Source organism: Stenotrophomonas chelatiphaga (genome assembly GCF_001431535.1).
In the GTDB taxonomy this organism is placed as follows: Bacteria; Pseudomonadota; Gammaproteobacteria; order Xanthomonadales; family Xanthomonadaceae; genus Stenotrophomonas; species Stenotrophomonas chelatiphaga.
On sequence record NZ_LDJK01000005.1, the window covers coordinates 113626 to 127889 of the forward strand.

At 67.4% G+C, this 14264-nt stretch carries 17 protein-coding genes, 2 tRNA genes and 1 other RNA gene; 9 read left to right on the plus strand and 11 right to left on the minus strand.

Annotation, left to right across the window (positions count from 1 at the left end; genetic code table 11):
• Positions 1 to 32 precede the first annotated feature (32 nt).
• Positions 33 to 353 carry a YbaB/EbfC family nucleoid-associated protein gene (locus ABB28_RS01680; protein ID WP_057506961.1) on the minus strand — a complete coding sequence of 107 codons (321 nt, stop codon included), beginning with the start codon at positions 351 to 353 and terminating at the stop codon, positions 33 to 35.
• Positions 354 to 359: 6 nt separating this feature from the next.
• Positions 360 to 2336 carry a DNA polymerase III subunit gamma/tau gene (dnaX, locus tag ABB28_RS01685; RefSeq protein WP_057506962.1) on the minus strand — a complete coding sequence of 659 codons (1977 nt, stop codon included), beginning with the start codon at positions 2334 to 2336 and terminating at the stop codon, positions 360 to 362.
• A gap of 144 nt (positions 2337 to 2480) precedes the next feature.
• Between dnaX and ABB28_RS01690 the strand changes: the two genes are divergently transcribed.
• Positions 2481 to 2573: transfer RNA gene (locus ABB28_RS01690), tRNA-Ser, on the plus strand.
• Positions 2574 to 2710: 137 nt separating this feature from the next.
• On the opposite strand, the gene ABB28_RS18160 is transcribed toward ABB28_RS01690, so the two are convergent.
• On the minus strand, positions 2711 to 3091 hold the full coding sequence (locus ABB28_RS18160) for a hypothetical protein (RefSeq protein ID WP_057506963.1): 381 nt from the start codon (positions 3089 to 3091) through the stop codon (positions 2711 to 2713).
• 129 nt (positions 3092 to 3220) lie between these two features.
• Here ABB28_RS18160 and ABB28_RS01700 point away from each other — a divergent pair, with 129 nt between their 5' ends.
• The 3 genes from ABB28_RS01700 to ABB28_RS01710 all read left to right on the plus strand — a co-directional run bounded on the left by ABB28_RS01700 (position 3221) and on the right by ABB28_RS01710 (position 5059).
• Positions 3221 to 3763, plus strand: a complete 543-nt coding sequence (locus ABB28_RS01700) for a DUF1543 domain-containing protein (protein WP_057506964.1) — start codon at positions 3221 to 3223, stop codon at positions 3761 to 3763.
• Between the two features lie 86 nt (positions 3764 to 3849).
• Positions 3850 to 4446, plus strand: coding sequence for an NAD(P)H-dependent oxidoreductase (locus tag ABB28_RS01705; protein ID WP_057506965.1), 597 nt, complete (start codon positions 3850 to 3852; stop codon positions 4444 to 4446).
• A gap of 4 nt (positions 4447 to 4450) precedes the next feature.
• On the plus strand, positions 4451 to 5059 hold the full coding sequence (locus tag ABB28_RS01710; RefSeq protein ID WP_245625241.1) for a TetR/AcrR family transcriptional regulator: 609 nt from the start codon (positions 4451 to 4453) through the stop codon (positions 5057 to 5059).
• Between the two features lie 25 nt (positions 5060 to 5084).
• On the opposite strand, the gene ABB28_RS01715 is transcribed toward ABB28_RS01710, so the two are convergent.
• Positions 5085 to 5402 (minus strand): DMT family transporter, encoded by a 318-nt coding sequence (locus ABB28_RS01715; RefSeq protein WP_042613365.1) that lies wholly within the window; start codon positions 5400 to 5402, stop codon positions 5085 to 5087.
• Positions 5403 to 5693: 291 nt separating this feature from the next.
• Between ABB28_RS01715 and ffs the strand changes: the two genes are divergently transcribed.
• An RNA gene (gene ffs, locus ABB28_RS17620) (signal recognition particle sRNA small type) lies at positions 5694 to 5790 on the plus strand.
• A 208-nt stretch (positions 5791 to 5998) separates the two neighbouring features.
• On the opposite strand, the gene ABB28_RS01720 is transcribed toward ffs, so the two are convergent.
• Entirely contained in the window at positions 5999 to 6751 is a 753-nt protein-coding gene (locus ABB28_RS01720) for an MBL fold metallo-hydrolase (protein WP_057506966.1), read from the minus strand.
• On the minus strand, positions 6751 to 7500 hold the full coding sequence (locus ABB28_RS01725) for a 3-deoxy-D-manno-octulosonic acid kinase (RefSeq protein ID WP_057506967.1): 750 nt from the start codon (positions 7498 to 7500) through the stop codon (positions 6751 to 6753). The genes ABB28_RS01720 and ABB28_RS01725 overlap by 1 nt, the downstream gene beginning before the upstream one ends.
• Before the next feature lie 21 nt (positions 7501 to 7521).
• On the opposite strand from ABB28_RS01725, the gene ABB28_RS01730 reads away from it, so the two are divergent.
• Positions 7522 to 8562, plus strand: a complete 1041-nt coding sequence (locus ABB28_RS01730) for a glycosyltransferase family 9 protein (RefSeq protein ID WP_057506968.1) — start codon at positions 7522 to 7524, stop codon at positions 8560 to 8562.
• 75 nt (positions 8563 to 8637) lie between these two features.
• On the opposite strand, the gene ABB28_RS01735 is transcribed toward ABB28_RS01730, so the two are convergent.
• Together ABB28_RS01735 and ABB28_RS01740 are read right to left on the minus strand one after the other, a co-directional pair.
• Positions 8638 to 9039 carry a DUF6165 family protein gene (locus ABB28_RS01735; protein ID WP_057506969.1) on the minus strand — a complete coding sequence of 134 codons (402 nt, stop codon included), beginning with the start codon at positions 9037 to 9039 and terminating at the stop codon, positions 8638 to 8640.
• Positions 9040 to 9245: 206 nt separating this feature from the next.
• Positions 9246 to 9336 (minus strand) — tRNA-Ser (locus ABB28_RS01740).
• Between the two features lie 169 nt (positions 9337 to 9505).
• Between ABB28_RS01740 and ABB28_RS01745 the strand changes: the two genes are divergently transcribed.
• Positions 9506 to 10210, plus strand: coding sequence for a PP2C family protein-serine/threonine phosphatase (locus ABB28_RS01745; protein ID WP_057506970.1), 705 nt, complete (start codon positions 9506 to 9508; stop codon positions 10208 to 10210).
• Positions 10211 to 10247: 37 nt separating this feature from the next.
• Here ABB28_RS01745 and dnaQ read toward each other — a convergent pair whose 3' ends face one another.
• From dnaQ to ABB28_RS01760, 3 genes are read right to left on the minus strand one after another with little or no spacing between them, the layout of a single operon-like run.
• Positions 10248 to 10976 carry a DNA polymerase III subunit epsilon gene (dnaQ, locus tag ABB28_RS01750; RefSeq protein ID WP_057506971.1) on the minus strand — a complete coding sequence of 243 codons (729 nt, stop codon included), beginning with the start codon at positions 10974 to 10976 and terminating at the stop codon, positions 10248 to 10250.
• Positions 10977 to 10980: 4 nt separating this feature from the next.
• Positions 10981 to 11436: a ribonuclease HI gene (rnhA, locus tag ABB28_RS01755; RefSeq protein WP_057506972.1), complete on the minus strand. Its 456-nt coding sequence runs from the start codon at positions 11434 to 11436 to the stop codon at positions 10981 to 10983.
• Positions 11423 to 12103: a class I SAM-dependent methyltransferase gene (locus ABB28_RS01760; RefSeq protein ID WP_057506973.1), complete on the minus strand. Its 681-nt coding sequence runs from the start codon at positions 12101 to 12103 to the stop codon at positions 11423 to 11425. The genes rnhA and ABB28_RS01760 overlap by 14 nt, the downstream gene beginning before the upstream one ends.
• A gap of 11 nt (positions 12104 to 12114) precedes the next feature.
• On the opposite strand from ABB28_RS01760, the gene gloB reads away from it, so the two are divergent.
• On the plus strand, positions 12115 to 12879 hold the full coding sequence (gene gloB, locus ABB28_RS01765; RefSeq protein WP_057506974.1) for a hydroxyacylglutathione hydrolase: 765 nt from the start codon (positions 12115 to 12117) through the stop codon (positions 12877 to 12879).
• Complete coding sequence (locus ABB28_RS01770; protein ID WP_057506975.1) at positions 12876 to 14087, plus strand: lytic transglycosylase domain-containing protein; 1212 nt, start codon at positions 12876 to 12878, stop codon at positions 14085 to 14087. The genes gloB and ABB28_RS01770 overlap by 4 nt, the downstream gene beginning before the upstream one ends.
• The last annotated feature ends 177 nt before the right edge of the window (positions 14088 to 14264 follow it).

Below are 14264 nucleotides of genomic sequence, written 5' to 3' on the forward strand. Positions count from 1 at the left end.
GGTAGAGCCGGGCCATGCCCGGCTGCGCTGCATCAGAACGGCAGTTTCATGCCCGGGGGCAGCTGCATGCCGGCCGTGGCCGAACCCATCTTCGTCTTCGACTCGGCATCGATCTTGTTGGACGCATCATTGAAGGCTGCGGCCACCAGGTCTTCCAGCATTTCCTGGTCGCCCAGCAGCGACGGATCCAGGCGCACCTTGCGGCACTCCTTGGCACCGGTGAGGGTGACGCTGACCATGCCACCGCCGGCACTTCCGGTGACTTCAAGCTTGGCGATTTCTTCCTGGGCCTTCTGCAGGTTCTCCTGCATCTTCTGGGCCTGCTGCATCATCTGGGCGATATTGCCGCGCATGGTTCTTTACTCTTCAAAGGGACGGATGGAATCGGACACGAGCCGCGCGCCGTGCTGTTGGATCAGCACCTGCACTTCCGGATCGGCCATGAAAAACGCCTCGGCCGCCTGCTGGCGTTCACCACGCTGACGGTCCGATCGCTGGTGCAGGGTCTCGGCCGGCGCCTGCGTGGCATCGACCACGATCTTCGGCGGCGAACCCAGCGCCTTGCCCAGCATTTCCGACAGCGCGCCCAGCGCGCGTTCGGAACTCAGGTACTCAAATCCGGGCGACAGCCCCAGTTTCAAGACCCCGTGCTGGAAACTGATGAACGCCGCGTTGGCCGCAAGCTGGCGCGACGGCCCGCTCAGGCCGCTGGCGGCGACCAGTTCCAGCCAGTCTTCGGCGCAGGCCAGCGCCACCGACGCACCGCCCGGAGCAGCTGCTTCGGCCCCCTTGGCGGTGGACGTGATATCGATGCCTTCGGCGCGGAACGGCTTCGGCGGTGCCACCACCGCAACGGCGGGTGCTGCGTGCGGTGCCGGTTCGGCAGGCGGCTGCCACGGCGCCAGCATGGCCGCATCCGGACCGGCCAGTTCGGCCGCCAGTGCGTCGTCGCGCTGGTCGCTGTCATCGGCCGCCTCGATCTCCCACGGCGGCAGATCCGGTTCGTTGGACGCCGGCGGTGGATCTTTCACCGGTGCCGGCGGCGCCGGCTCGGGATCTTCCACCGGCGTGGTGTCCGGCAGAGGACCGGGCTTGGGCGCTGCGGCCTGCACGCTGGCTTCGGCAACAGGCGCCGGTGCGGCAACACCCGCTGCGGCGGCAATGCCGGTCGAACCCGCCGAGCCGCTGGCCGATCCTGTCGAGCTCCCCGACTGCAGGCCTTCGCCCCCTTCCGACGCACGCGGTACCGGCGGCACGGCAGCGGCCGGACGGAACGCCAGCATGCGCAGTACGGCCATTTCAAAACCGGCGCGCGGGCTCGGCGCCAGCGGCAGGTCGCGGCGGCCGTTGAGGGCCATCTGGTACCAGAGCTGCACCACTTCCGGACGCACCCGCGCCGCAAAGCCGCCCAGGTCCAGGCCATCGGCGGCAATGGCGCCCGGCACCAGCTGCTGCACCTGGATCCGGTGCAGGGCATCGGCGAGCGCTTCCAGCACACCGCTCCAGTCCGGCGAGAACTCTGCCAGCGCGGCGACCACCTTCAGCAGGCGCTGGCCATCGCCTTCGGCCAGCGCGTCGAGCATGGCCGCCACCTGGGTGCGATCCACCGTGCCCAGCATGGTGCGCACCACGTCCTCGCGCAGCGCACCGCCGGCGTAGGCGATGGCCTGGTCGAGCAAGGACAGCCCGTCGCGCAGGCTGCCATCGGCGGCCTTGGACAGCTGCACGATGGCGCTGTCGTCGGCTTCGATTTCTTCCGCCGCCAGGATCCGGGTCATCTGCCCCTGGATCTGGTCTTCGTCCAGACGCTTCAGGTTGAACTGCAGGCAGCGGCTGAGCACGGTCACCGGCAGCTTTTGTGGATCGGTGGTGGCCAGCAGGAATTTGACGTGCTCCGGCGGCTCTTCCAGCGTCTTCAGCAGCGCATTGAACGCCGCCTTGGACAGCATGTGCACTTCGTCGATCAGGTAGACCTTGTACTTGCCGCGCGAGGGCATGTACTGCGCGTTTTCGATCACTTCGCGGACATCGTCCACGCCGGTGTTGGACGCCGCATCGATTTCCAGCAGGTCGATGTAGCGGCCGGAATCGATGTCCAGGCAGGCCGGACACTGGCCGCAGGGATCAGCACTGGTGCCCTGTTCGCAGTTCAGCGATTTGGCGAAAATTCGCGCGATGGTGGTCTTGCCCACCCCGCGGGTACCGGTAAACAGGAAAGCGTGATGCACGCGACCGCTGTCCAGCGCATTGGTAAGCGCGCGGACCACGTGTTCCTGGCCCACCAGCTCGGCAAAACGCTTTGGACGCCACTTGCGGGCAAGGACGAGATAGGACATCAGGCCACCGTCTTCATCAGGACGACCATTGTGCCACGCCTGTCCAGCCCCCTACGTCGGCAACTGCAGGGCCTTGTGTCCTGCCGCGCAGCCAGCTAGAATCTGCGGCCCCTGCAACGGCATTGTCGTTCCGCAGGGGAATCCGGAGAGGTGTCCGAGCGGTTGAAGGAGCACGCCTGGAAAGTGTGTAAGCGTCTAAACCGCGCTTCGGGGGTTCGAATCCCCCTCTCTCCGCCAGACAAATGAAAAGGGCTGCCCATCGGGCGGCCCTTTTTATTTGCCTGGTGGACAGAGCGGCAGATGAGAAGCCCCCGGGTTCGACGGATCTGCAGGAGCAGATCCGGACAGCCGCGGGCTGGCCCCTGGCGCAGCCCTCAATCCCCCGACGCGTACAACAGCGCGATGTCCCGATGGTGCGACTGGCATTGCGGCCCCTCCTGCTTGACCACCGCCCGCTTGGCTTCGACCACCACCACGCAGCCGTTGGAGAAGCGGTAGGAACGCTCGCCCGACGCGGTCGCCTCCTCGCGCGGCACCTCGTCCATCGGGCGCTCCGGCGCCGGGGCCGCTGTGTCGGCTGGATGCCCGCCATCGGCCGCCACGGGTGCAGGGTCCGCTGCAACGGGGGCCGCAGGCGCCGGCGCCTGTGCCGTGCACGCGGTCATCAGGCACAGCGCCGCTGCCGACCCGGCGATGTGCAGCAGGTGGTGGGTCGGCGCGCGGCGCTGCAGGGCGGTATCGGGTGAAAACAGCATCGGCAGTCCTCGCGTAATGGGTGATCACCCGACACTACCTGCGCGTGCATTGGCATCCTGCGAACAACGCGTTGTGTCCTGCCACACCGGCCTTGCTACGCTGGCCAGCCCTTCCCCTCCGTGTACTGCATGCCCCCTGACCCGACGTCCAGCCCAAGGCTCTACCAGTTCTACGTCGGCGGCACCGCAGGCCGCGCCAACATCGAACTGCACGACGTGCAATTCGCTGCCGTGCGGCGCGTGCAGGACGCCTACCCTGCCCTGCGCGACGCCTGGTTCGGCGACCCCGGCAGCCTGCACCTGGACGGCTACAGCGTCATCGACTGGGCCGACGGCTTCGACGTGCATCTCGCGCCCGGGCCCGACCCGTCCGGACTCACGCTGTTCTTCGTCAACATGGGCGGCTATCGCGCGGACAGCCTGGCCGAACTGCACGCGTTCGGCCTGTTCGTGGCAGCCGATGCCGCAGGCGCCAAGGCGAAGGCGCGGCGCAGCCTGCTGCAGGGCGCACGGCAACTGCACAAGGATGACCTGCGCGAGGTCGACAACTGCCTGGCCCTCGGCGCATTCGGCGAGCTGCACGTGCATCTGCGGCCCAACGGATCCGGCAAGCCGCCGCGCCCGGAATGGCAGGGCTACCGTCCTATTGCGCGCAAAACCGGGGCCGGATGAGCTTGCAGCGTTCCACCAGCGGGGCTGTGGTGGCGTTGATATATACTTATAGTAAGTTACTTACCGTAACCAACTGAAGGCTATCCATGCACACGCTCATCGTGGTTCCCCACCCCAATCCGGACGCTCTCACCCACGCCATTGCCAAGCGGGTGGCAGAGGGCATCATGCACGCCGATCCCACCGCCAGCGTCGAGATCGCAGACCTGTCCGCGGAACGCTTTGACCCGGTGTTCAACACGGCCGACATCGCCCATTTCGAAAAGCGCGGCGCCGCCCCCGATGACGTGGCCAGGGAACATGAGCGGCTGGACCGCGCCGATACGCTGTTGCTGGTCTACCCCCTTTACTGGTGGTCGTTCCCCGCGCTGCTGAAAGGTTGGATCGACCGTGTTTTCACCAACGGCTGGGCCTACGACGAGGGTCCCGACGGAAAGGTGCTGAAGAAACTGCAGCGCCTGCGGGTACACCTGGTCGCCAATGGCGGCGCCGACGCAGGGATGATCGAACGCCACGGCTATGCCAAGGCCATGACGACCCAGATCGACCACGGCATTTTCGACTACTGTGGTGCGACGGTTGCCGGTTCTACGCGCCTGCTCGCATCGGATCCCGGCTTCCCGGCCGCGCACCTGGACACTGCTTTTGCGATTGGACGCCGCATCGCCCACCCCGAGGATTGAGTCGTTGTCAAAGCATCCTGCCGCCACCACGCCGAGTGCGCGCCGTCGCCTGCCGCGCGAACAACGCACACGCCAACTGCTTGATGTGGCGTGGGCGCTGATCAGCGAAGAAGGCACCGACCAACTGACCTTGGCGCGGCTGGCCGAGGCGGCGGGTGTCACCAAGCCGGTCGCCTACGATCACTTCGGCACCCGCAATGGCCTGCTGGCCGCGCTGTACGAAGATTACGACGTGAGGCAGACGGTGGTGTTCGATTCCGCCGTCGATGCGGCGCGCGCCACGCTGCCGGAAAAAGCGCGCGTGGTTGCCACCAGCTACGTCGAGTGCGTGCTGACCCAGGGACAGGAGATCTCCGCGGTCGTCGCCGCGCTGGGCGGCTCACCGGAACTGCAGGCGGTGAGGCGCCGCTACCAGCAGGCGTTCATCGAAAAATGCCAGCGCATTTTTGCTCCCTTCGCAGGCCCGGGAGGAGTTACGGCTGCCGGCATGTGGGCGGTGCTCGGCGCTGCCGATACGCTGTCGCAGGCCGCAGCCGATGCCGATATCAGCAAGGCGCAGGCCTGCGACGAACTGCTGCAGACCCTGCTTGCGGTGGTGAAGCGGAGCGCGTGACGCCCCGCCATCACCTTGTCGCGCATCAACTGCTGGAAAGCTTCATCAGCACCAGTCCACACACGATCAGCACGGCCGCGCCGATGCGCATCGCACTGACCTGCTCGCCCAGGAACACGATGCCCACCACGAATGCACCGACCGCGCCGATGCCGGTCCAGATGGTATACGCGGTGCCCAGCGGCAGGCTGCGCATGGCCACGGCCAGCAGCCAGAAGCTGGCAATCATGCCGACCAGCGTGATGAGCGTGGGGGTGAGCTTGCTGAAGCCTTCGGACTGTTTCATCGAAACGGCCCAGACAATTTCCAGCAGGCCGGCGAACAGAAGATAGATCCAGGCCATGGCGGCCTCCTTTGCAGGGGCCAGGCCGTCCTGGACATTTCAACCCGGTATGGGGGAGGCCGTTCCTCCGGGGTGGATTCTAGCAAGGCCACCCTGCGACGGCCCTCCTGCAGGCGTCCGGGTTACAGCTCATTCAGTGCAATCTGCTGGCTAACGCAGGCACGCATGCGCTAGAATGCGCGCCTGCCATCCCCCAGCGATGTGCAGTCCGGACCGGGTTCCAGGCGCTTCGCGCTGCGTCCCATGGCCGTGACAGGTCGCCAGCAAGGTGACCACGTCTCTATGGTGGCCCCGTCGGCCCCTCGCGACGCTAGATCGAAAATCCCGCCAGGGCCGGAAGGCAGCAACGGTATCGATCGACGCGGGCGCCGAGGTCAGCCGGCGGGGTCGCCACCTTTTCAGCCCCACCCGTGCAGCGCCGAAGGCTGCGGCAGGAGCCGCTGCCAACGTCGCTTGCGACGGCCCGAAGGGTGCCGGTCAGGAAGACCGGCATAGCGATGCTTGGCGAGCGCGAAGCGCGGCCTGCGTCAGTTCCTGCAATCCCGGAAAAATCCCGCTGCCGAGCACGGCTCGGCGCTACCTGTTTGTAGCGCGCGTCAGGGCGCCTGCATCGCCGTCGGCGCTGCCAGCGGCACGCATTCGCCCGGCATCGCAACGCGGTGGCCGCGCGCGCGCATTGCATCGCCGTCGGCCACGCTGGCGTAGTGGTAGAGCATCATCCGCGCCTGCAGTGCCGCGCTGTATTCGCGCTCCAGGTCATCCACGCCGGTGTGCGAAGGGTTGCCGTGCAGGCCGCAGTCATGGGCGATCAGTTCGTTGTCATCGGCAAAGCGCGCAAGCATTTCCGGGATCGGGCGGGTATCCCCGCTCCAGGTCAGCGCGCCTTTCAGGCGCAGCCCATAGGCCGTCTCCGGCCAGTGATGGCGCGCGGGGAATACCTCCAGCCGCACCCCCTCGTGCCAGAACGCATCACCGACCACGATCAGCTGGAAGGCATCCCAGAAGTTGGCGCCGCCCTCGGCCAGTACGTTCGGGTAATCGCCGATGCGCCTGTGCAGCAGCGGCACTACCGGCGCCGGCACATACAGCCGCACCTTGCCGCGGCGCTGCGCGCTGAAGAAGGTATCCACGAACAGGCGCTCGAAGCCTGCGACGTGGTCCAGGTGCACATGGGTGACGAACAGCGCCTGCGGCATGTGGCCGTAGTGCGCCTGGAACGCGGTCAGTCCTTCGCCGCCGCAGTCGATGGTCAGCCACGGCCGGCCATCGCGTTCGATCACCGACATCGGCGAACCCAGCTCCACCGCCGACGCATTGCCGACGCCGAGGAAACGCAGCGACCAGTCCATCAGGTTCCCCGGTTCCACGCCAGGTCGTAGGCACGGCGCAGGCGGGCGAAATCTTTTTCCACGTCATCGGTGCTGCGCTCGCCGCGCAGTTTCAGCAGTGAACGCAGCAGGCGCTTGAGATTGCGCTCGCGCCAGGCGGTGGCCGGGATGCGCTGCACGCCGCGATCGAAATCGATCAGCCAACCATGCCCGTTGCCATCGAACAGGATGTTGTGCGCGTTGAGGTCGGCGTGGTCCAGCCCGGCGCGATGGAAGCGCGCAATCAGGCGGCCGGTCTCTTCCCACGGCGCGCCGCGGCCGGCGACCAGGGCACGGTCGGCCAGCGAACGGACGTCTTCGATGCGCTCCATCAGGATCGCGCAGCGGTAACGCAGGCCTTCGCGCATGTAATACGCGGCGATGGGCCGTGGCACCGGCAGCTTGAGTTCGCGCAGGGTACGCATCAGCCGGAATTCGGCGAAGCTGCGGGTGTGCTGCGAGCCGCGCCACAGGTACCTGTCGCGGCTCAGCTTGGCCACCAGGCCACCGCGCAGGTAGTGCCGCAGCACGCTGGGGCCGAACGGCGCGTCGATGAACCAGGCACTGCCGCGGCCGCCCTCGCCCACCGGCCGCGCCCGCTCTCCCCAGTGCTGGGGCGAGAACAGACTGGCGTCGGCTTGCCGCAGCCGTTCGCGGTCGAACAGAATGGCACCCATACCGCGACCATCACGGCAAGGCGTCAGCGCTTCATTGGCGTCGAATGCGACCATTCCTTCGAGTCTAACAACACCATGGCATCACCGTCCCCTTCCCTGTGCCTTTTGCGTTTGTCCGCGCTGGGCGACGTGACCCATGTCGTGCCGCTGGTACGCACGCTGCAGGCCGCGCGGCCGGGCATCCCGATCCACTGGGTGATCGACAAGGTCGGCTTGAAACTGCTGGACGGGCTGCCCGGAGTGACCTTCCACGCCTACGACAAGAAGACCGGGCTGGCGGGCATGAAGGCCCTGCGCGCGGAGCTTCCGGCCGAGCGCTTCGATGCCCTGCTGCAGATGCAGGTGGCGTTCCGGGCCAACGTGTTGTCGGCCTTCATACCCGCCCGTCGCCGGATCGGTTATGACCGCAGCCGCTCCAAGGATCTGCATGGGCTGTTCATCAACGAACGCATCCCGGACCGCCCCGGCATCCATGTGCTGGATGCCATCGGCAGCTTCTGCGAGCCGCTGGGCCTGAAGCAGACCGAGGTCAGCTGGGACCTGGCGGTACCGGACCAGGCGCATGCCTGGGCGCAGGCGCAGTGGCAGGACGATGGGCGGCCGGTGCTGATGATCTCCCCGTGTTCCAGCCATGAGCGCCGCAACTGGTATGCCGAGCGCTACGCCGCGGTGGCCAACCACGCCAGCGCGCGCGGGTGGCGGGTGGTGCTGTGCGGGGGCCGGAGCGAACTGGAACGGCGCACCGCCGATGCCATCCAGGCCCAGATGGTGCAGCCGGCGCTGGACCTGGTCGGCAAGGACACGCTGAAGCAGTTGCCGGCCCTGCTGGCCCGCGCGGCGCTGGTGATGTCCCCGGATTCCGGGCCGATGCACATCGCCAACGCGATGGGCACCAAGGTGCTGGGCCTGCATGCGGCCAGCAATCCGCATCGCAGTGGGCCGTATTCGGACCGCCGCTACTGCGTGGACCGCTATGACGATGCGGCGCGCAAGTACCTGGGCAAGCCGGCCAGCGCGCTGAAATGGGGTACCAAGATCGAGTTCGACGACGTGATGGAACTGATCACCGTGGAGGACGGTATCGCTGCCTTCGAACGCTACGCCGCCGACCGATAGTGACGGCCCGGTAGTGACGGCCGCTGGCCGTCACCCTGGAAGCATGACGGCCAGCGGCCATCACTACCCGGGCTGTCAGCCAGCGCGGTAGTCCTTGTATGACTTCTCTTCCACATACGCCGAACCCAGCGCCAGGTTGATCGCCTTCTTGATGCGCGCGCGTTCGTCGTTGCGCAGGTAGACGCTGCGCGCCAGCGCGACGAAGGCATCACCGAAGTCACCGGCCTTGTCCTGCAGGCGGATGTTGTCTTCGATGTCCCACAGTTCTTCGTTGACGGCCTTCAGCTCGGCTCGCAGCTGGGCCACGTCCTTGCCGCCGGCCGGGTGGGCCATCCAGGTCTTTTCCAGCGCGGAGAGCTCGGTGCGCACGTTGGCCAGCTTGGCCTCGTCACTGATGCGCTCGGACTTGATCTGCAGGATGGAGATCTTGTCGAGCAGTTCGCCGAAGGCGACGGGGACGAGGATTTCAGCGGTCATGGGAGCACTCTCTGGAAGCAGAGGGAGATGATAGCGCGCGGCGGATGGTGGGCTGGTAAATGCGGGGCGCTGCGCTTCGGGGCCAGCCTGCGGCTGTCCGGTTCTGCTCCTGCAGAACCGTCGAACCCCGCGGGGGGTCTCTCCTGCCCGCTCTCGGCAGGCAAAAAGAAAAGGGCCACCCGTGGGGTGGCCCTTTTCTTTTTGTCTGGCGGAGAGGGGGGGATTCGAACCCCCGAGGCGCTATAAACGCCTGCCTGATTTCGAGTCAGGTACATTCAACCGCTCTGCCACCTCTCCGGTTCCCCCGGCGTACCGGGGACGCGCATGATACGAGGATGCGCGGATATTCACAAGCCATCACCAGCAAGAAAGTGAAACTGCGCTGACTTCGCGGCTTGTCGGATGTCCGCCCCACCGCGATGATGGCGTTCTCCCTGCTGCATCCCCCTTTCCTGCGCGCTCCCCCATGATCGAATTCGGACACCTGACCCACCCCGGCCTGCGCCGCGCGCTGAACGAAGACACCTACTACGGGGACGGTGAGCTGGCACTGTGGCTGGTCGCCGATGGCATGGGCGGACACGCCTGTGGCGAGGTGGCCAGTGCGCTGGCACGCGAAACCATCGTGCGCGAGATCCGCCGCGGCGCGCCACTGGCCCAGGCCATCCGCACCGCGGACGAGGAGATCATCCGTGCCTCGCGCCGCCGCAACGACAGCCTGCCGATGGGCACCACCGTGGTGGCCGCCCGCGTGCAGGGCAACCGCTACGAAGTGGCGTGGGTCGGCGACAGCCGGGCCTACCTGTGGCGCGACGGCCAGCTGGCCCAGCTCAGCCAGGACCACAGCGTGGTGCAGGAGATGCTGGCACAGGGCAACCTGACCCCGGAACAGGCGCGCGCGCACCCGCATCGCAACGTGGTCACCCAGGCATTGGGGGTGACCGATCCGGCGCATCTGAACGTGGCCACCACCGCCGGCGAGCTGCGCCCGGGCATGCAGCTGCTGCTGTGCAGCGACGGGCTCACCGAAGAGCTGGACGACAGCGGGATTTCCCGCACGCTGGCCTTCGATGACACCAGCGCGCAGGAATGCGTGGATTCGCTGGTGGCCGCCGCACTGGATGGCGGCGGTTCGGACAACATCACCGTAGTGCTGGTGCGCTGCCACTGAGGCAGCGGTCAGCGATGGGCAGTGCCGACGCCGGGCGTCAGGCGACGGCGGCCTCTTCCTGCTTCGGGCCATCCCACAGCGCGTGGCCGGCCTTCTTGCGCAGGCGCTCCAGGCGCGCGGCGTGGGCTTCCAGTTCCGATGCGGTGGCCTGCACGCGCGGGCGCGGCAACAGCTTGGCCGGGTCGAACCCCGCCAGCGCCAGCGCCGCCGCACTGCCCTCTTCGCCCAGGTCGAAACCGAGGTCGTCCTGGCCGGAGGTCAGCGCGATATACACATCGCCGAGGATCTGCGCATCGAGCAGCGCGCCGTGCAGCTGGCGGTGCGAATTGTCCACGCCCAGCCGCTTGCACAGCGCATCCAGCGAATTGCGCTGGCCGGGGAAGCGCTCGCGCGCCAGCGCCAGCGTATCCACCACGGTGCAGCGGTCGGTGATCTTGCCGAACTGCGGCCCCAGCTTGGACAGTTCGTTGTCCAGGAAGCCCAGGTCGAAGGCCGCGTTGTGGATGATCAGCTCGGCGCCGTCGATGAAGGCCAGGAAGGCTTCGGCCACCTGCGCGAAGTCCGGCTTGTCGGCCAGGAAATCCAGGGTCAGCCCGGTGACTTCCTGCGCGCCGGGTTCGAAGTCGACGTCCGGCTTGAGATATTGGTGGTAATGGTTGCCACTGGGGCGGCGCTTGAACAGCTCCACGCAGCCGATTTCAACGACGCGGTTGCCTTTCTGCCAGGCCAGGCCAGTGGTTTCGGTATCCAGGATGATCTGACGCATGGGCTCAGTTTACCGCCATGCCGGTGTCGCGCACCCGGGTGGCCGCTTCACGCGCCAGCACGTCCACGCGTTCGTTGTCCGGGTCGCCGGAGTGGCCCTTCACCCAGCGCCAGTCGATCTGGTGGCGCAGGGTCGCCGCGTGCAGGCGCTCCCACAGTTCGCGGTTCTTCACCGGCGAACCGCCGGCGGTCTTCCAGTTCTTGCGGATCCAGCCGGGCAGCCACTCGGTCAGGCCCTGGCGCACGTACTGCGAATCGGTGAAGAGCACGATCTGGCAGGGTTCGCTCAGCGCTTCCAGGCCGGAAATGGCAGCCATCAACTCCATCCGGTTGTTGGTGGTGTTGGGCTCGCCGCCGCTCAGTTCGCGTTCGTGCGCCTTGTAGCGCAGCAGGGCCGCCCAGCCGCCCGGGCCAGGGTTACCGAGGCAGGAGCCGTCGGTGTGTACTTCAATGGTTTTCATGCGTTTCCAGGATCGAACGGGTCATGCCGGGGGTGGCGATCGGCCCCTGCCAGCGTACCTTCAGGGGCGTGGGCCCCGGCAAGGCAAACGTGCGCTTTTCGGCGCTGAACAGACACGCCGCGCGCAGCGGCGCCATTGTGCCGCCGCCAGCGCCGGACGGCCACAGCGGGCCGATGTAACGGGTGGGCCCGCATTCCAGGCCGACCCGCTCCAGCAGCTGGCGCAGGCGCTGCGGGGTGCGCACCACCATGCCATGCCGCCGCCATTGGGTGCGGTAGGGGCTGAACGGGTTGAGGCTGCTCAGGAACAGCTTGCCGCCGGGCATCAGCACGCGATCACACTCGGCCAGCAGCAGCGCCGCATCGGCAGCGGTCACGTGCTGCAGCACGATGGCGTGGACGCTTTCATTGGGCAGCGGCAACGGCAGCGCGCAGCGCGCTTCACCGGCATACCCGGTGCCGTCGCGGTACAGCCGCAGGCCACGCCCGCCCAGCGCCGCGCCCTGCAGCCAACGCGGGCTGGGGCTGATCCACAACCACGGCTGCGCGGGCAGTCCGGCCAGCTGCGGCAGCAGCAGCTGCTGCTCCAGCTGATACAGCAGCTGCGCCGGTTCGCTGTCGAACCACGTTTCGGGTGTCGCTTGACGGAGGCTCTGCAGCGCGGGCATGGTCCGATTCTATGCGACTCACTGCCCTGCCCGCATTGGCGGACAATTACATCTGGTGCCTGGCCGGCGACGACGGCGCGGCCGTGGTCGTCGATCCCGGCGATGCTGCGCCGGTGCTGGCTGCGGTCGAGGCCGGACTGCGGCCACAGGCGATCCTGCTCACCCACCACCACGATGACCACATCGGCGGTGTCAGCGCGCTGCAGGCGCGTTTTCCCGGCATCAGGGTGATTGCGCCAGAGGAACCGCGCATTCCGATGGCGACCGAGCGCGTAGCCGATGGTGAACGCGTTCAGGCAGTGGGGCGGACGTTCCACGTAGTATCCGTGCCCGGGCACACCCTCAGCCATGTCGCGTTTCACACTGATGAACACCTTTTCAGTGGAGATGCATTGTTCAGCCTGGGCTGTGGGCGCCTGTTCGAAGGTACGCCGTCCCAGCTGCTCGCCACCATGCGCAGCCTGGCGTCCCTGCCGGCCCAGCTGCTTGTCTGCTGTGCCCACGAATACACCGTGTCAAATGCCGTCTTCGCGCGGCATGTCGACCCCGCCAACGCTGCCCTGAGGCAGCGCCATGAGGAGGCACTGGCCATGCGCCGCGATGACCGCTCTACCCTGCCCGTGCTGTTGGCAGACGAATTACGAAGCAATCCGTTCCTGCGTACCCACACCGCGCCCATCCGTGCGGCGGTGTCGGCTCATCTGGGGCGGGAGATCACCGACGATGTCGAGGTGATGGCCGGACTTCGGCACTGGAAAGACGGCTTTCGCGCATGAGGCGCCGAAGTACATCGCTCGCCCTGGGGATCATGCTGGGGCTTGCCGGAACCGCCAACGCGCAGTCTTTGGGCGCGGGCTTGTCCCAGAACCTGGCCGGCGCCGCCGCCTTGCCGCTGGATGCGTCGACCCTGCCGGCCCCCAGCGTGCGCAACGGCCAGGACATCTTCGCCAGCTTCCGCGAAGGCCTGGCTGAACCGACCTGCGATGCGGAGGCCACCAGCCCGCGCTGGCAGAAACAGTTCGCCCATGCGCCGGCCCGGCTGGCCAACCAGAACGATGATGCGCTGGTGCTGTTCGGCTACGTGGTGGAAGAACTGCGCAAAGCCAGCCTGCCCACCGAGTTCGCCCTGATTCCGTTCGTGGAAAGCGGCTACCGCCCGAGCGCGCGCAGCGCGGCCGGTCCGGCCGGCCTGTGGCAGTTCATCGCCACCACCGCGCGCAACCACCGCGTGCCCATGAGCGAAGGCTATGACGGCCGTCTGTCGGCGGTGGATTCCACCCAGGCCGCGGTGCGCTACCTGAAGACCCTGCACGGGATGTTCGGCGGCGACTGGCGCCTGGCCACCATGGCCTACAACGCCGGCGAGTACCGTGTGCTGCAGGGCCTGCGCAAGGCCGGCATGAATGCCACCAATGCGGTGCCGGCGGAGCTGCCGGGCCTTTCGCCGGTCACCCACGCCTATGTTGAAAAGCTGCATGCCCTGGCCTGCGTGCTGGAAAACGCGGAAGAGCAGCCGTCGGTGATGGCCTCGCTGGACCGCACCGTGCCGGTGCTGAAGAGCCACACCCTGCCGGCCGGCACCAGCGTGCAGCAATGGGCGGCCCAGCGTTCGCTGGACCCGGCGCGGATTGCCCGACTGAACCCGGCCGCCAGCGGCCGTGGCCGTCCGCAGAGCGCCCCGGTGCGACTGCTGGCACCGGTCAACACGCCTGCCGTGGATGCGTCGGCGATGGTGGCCAGCCTGGATGAGGCCGCGATGCCAGCCGTCGCCGTTGCGTCGGCCCAGCCTGCGCCGGCCGCAGCACGCAGCGTGGCCAGCGCGGCAGACCGCCCGCGCAACCGCCGCCATACCGTGCGCAACGGCGAATCGCCGTGGACCATCGCGCGCCGCTACGGCATGCCGGTCAAGGCGCTGCTCAGCCTGAACGGCCTCAGCGGCAAGGCCGTGCTGAAGCCCGGCGCGGTGCTGCGCGTCGAAGACTGATCGTCAACGTGCTTCGGTGTTCGCCGAGCATGGCTCGGCGCTACCGGTCGGCAATGTGCTTCGGTAGCGCCGACCCACGGTCGGCGAGCGCAGCGGGCCGTTGCATCAGGCATCAACGCCAGGCATGGCTTGGCGCTACCGATCGGCAATGTGCTTCGGTAGCGCCGACCCATGGTC

Excerpts from the sequence above, each read along its gene's own strand:
- ABB28_RS01745 (WP_057506970.1), top strand. The coding sequence starts at position 9,506 with ATGATCGAATTCGGACACCTGACCCACCCCGGCCTGCGCCGCGCGCTG.
- ABB28_RS01705 (WP_057506965.1), top strand. The coding sequence starts at position 3,850 with ATGCACACGCTCATCGTGGTTCCCCACCCCAATCCGGACGCTCTCACC.
- rnhA (WP_057506972.1), bottom strand. The coding sequence starts at position 11,436 with ATGAAAACCATTGAAGTACACACCGACGGCTCCTGCCTCGGTAACCCT.
- ABB28_RS01730 (WP_057506968.1), top strand. The coding sequence starts at position 7,522 with ATGGCATCACCGTCCCCTTCCCTGTGCCTTTTGCGTTTGTCCGCGCTG.
- dnaX (WP_057506962.1), bottom strand. The coding sequence starts at position 2,336 with ATGTCCTATCTCGTCCTTGCCCGCAAGTGGCGTCCAAAGCGTTTTGCC.
- ABB28_RS01770 (WP_057506975.1), top strand. The coding sequence starts at position 12,876 with ATGAGGCGCCGAAGTACATCGCTCGCCCTGGGGATCATGCTGGGGCTT.
- ABB28_RS18160 (WP_057506963.1), bottom strand. The coding sequence starts at position 3,091 with ATGCTGTTTTCACCCGATACCGCCCTGCAGCGCCGCGCGCCGACCCAC.
- ABB28_RS01720 (WP_057506966.1), bottom strand. The coding sequence starts at position 6,751 with ATGGACTGGTCGCTGCGTTTCCTCGGCGTCGGCAATGCGTCGGCGGTG.
- ABB28_RS01680 (WP_057506961.1), bottom strand. The coding sequence starts at position 353 with ATGCGCGGCAATATCGCCCAGATGATGCAGCAGGCCCAGAAGATGCAG.
- ABB28_RS01715 (WP_042613365.1), bottom strand. The coding sequence starts at position 5,402 with ATGGCCTGGATCTATCTTCTGTTCGCCGGCCTGCTGGAAATTGTCTGG.
- dnaQ (WP_057506971.1), bottom strand. The coding sequence starts at position 10,976 with ATGCGTCAGATCATCCTGGATACCGAAACCACTGGCCTGGCCTGGCAG.
- ABB28_RS01700 (WP_057506964.1), top strand. The coding sequence starts at position 3,221 with ATGCCCCCTGACCCGACGTCCAGCCCAAGGCTCTACCAGTTCTACGTC.
- ABB28_RS01725 (WP_057506967.1), bottom strand. The coding sequence starts at position 7,500 with ATGGTCGCATTCGACGCCAATGAAGCGCTGACGCCTTGCCGTGATGGT.
- ABB28_RS01760 (WP_057506973.1), bottom strand. The coding sequence starts at position 12,103 with ATGCCCGCGCTGCAGAGCCTCCGTCAAGCGACACCCGAAACGTGGTTC.
- gloB (WP_057506974.1), top strand. The coding sequence starts at position 12,115 with ATGCGACTCACTGCCCTGCCCGCATTGGCGGACAATTACATCTGGTGC.
- ABB28_RS01735 (WP_057506969.1), bottom strand. The coding sequence starts at position 9,039 with ATGACCGCTGAAATCCTCGTCCCCGTCGCCTTCGGCGAACTGCTCGAC.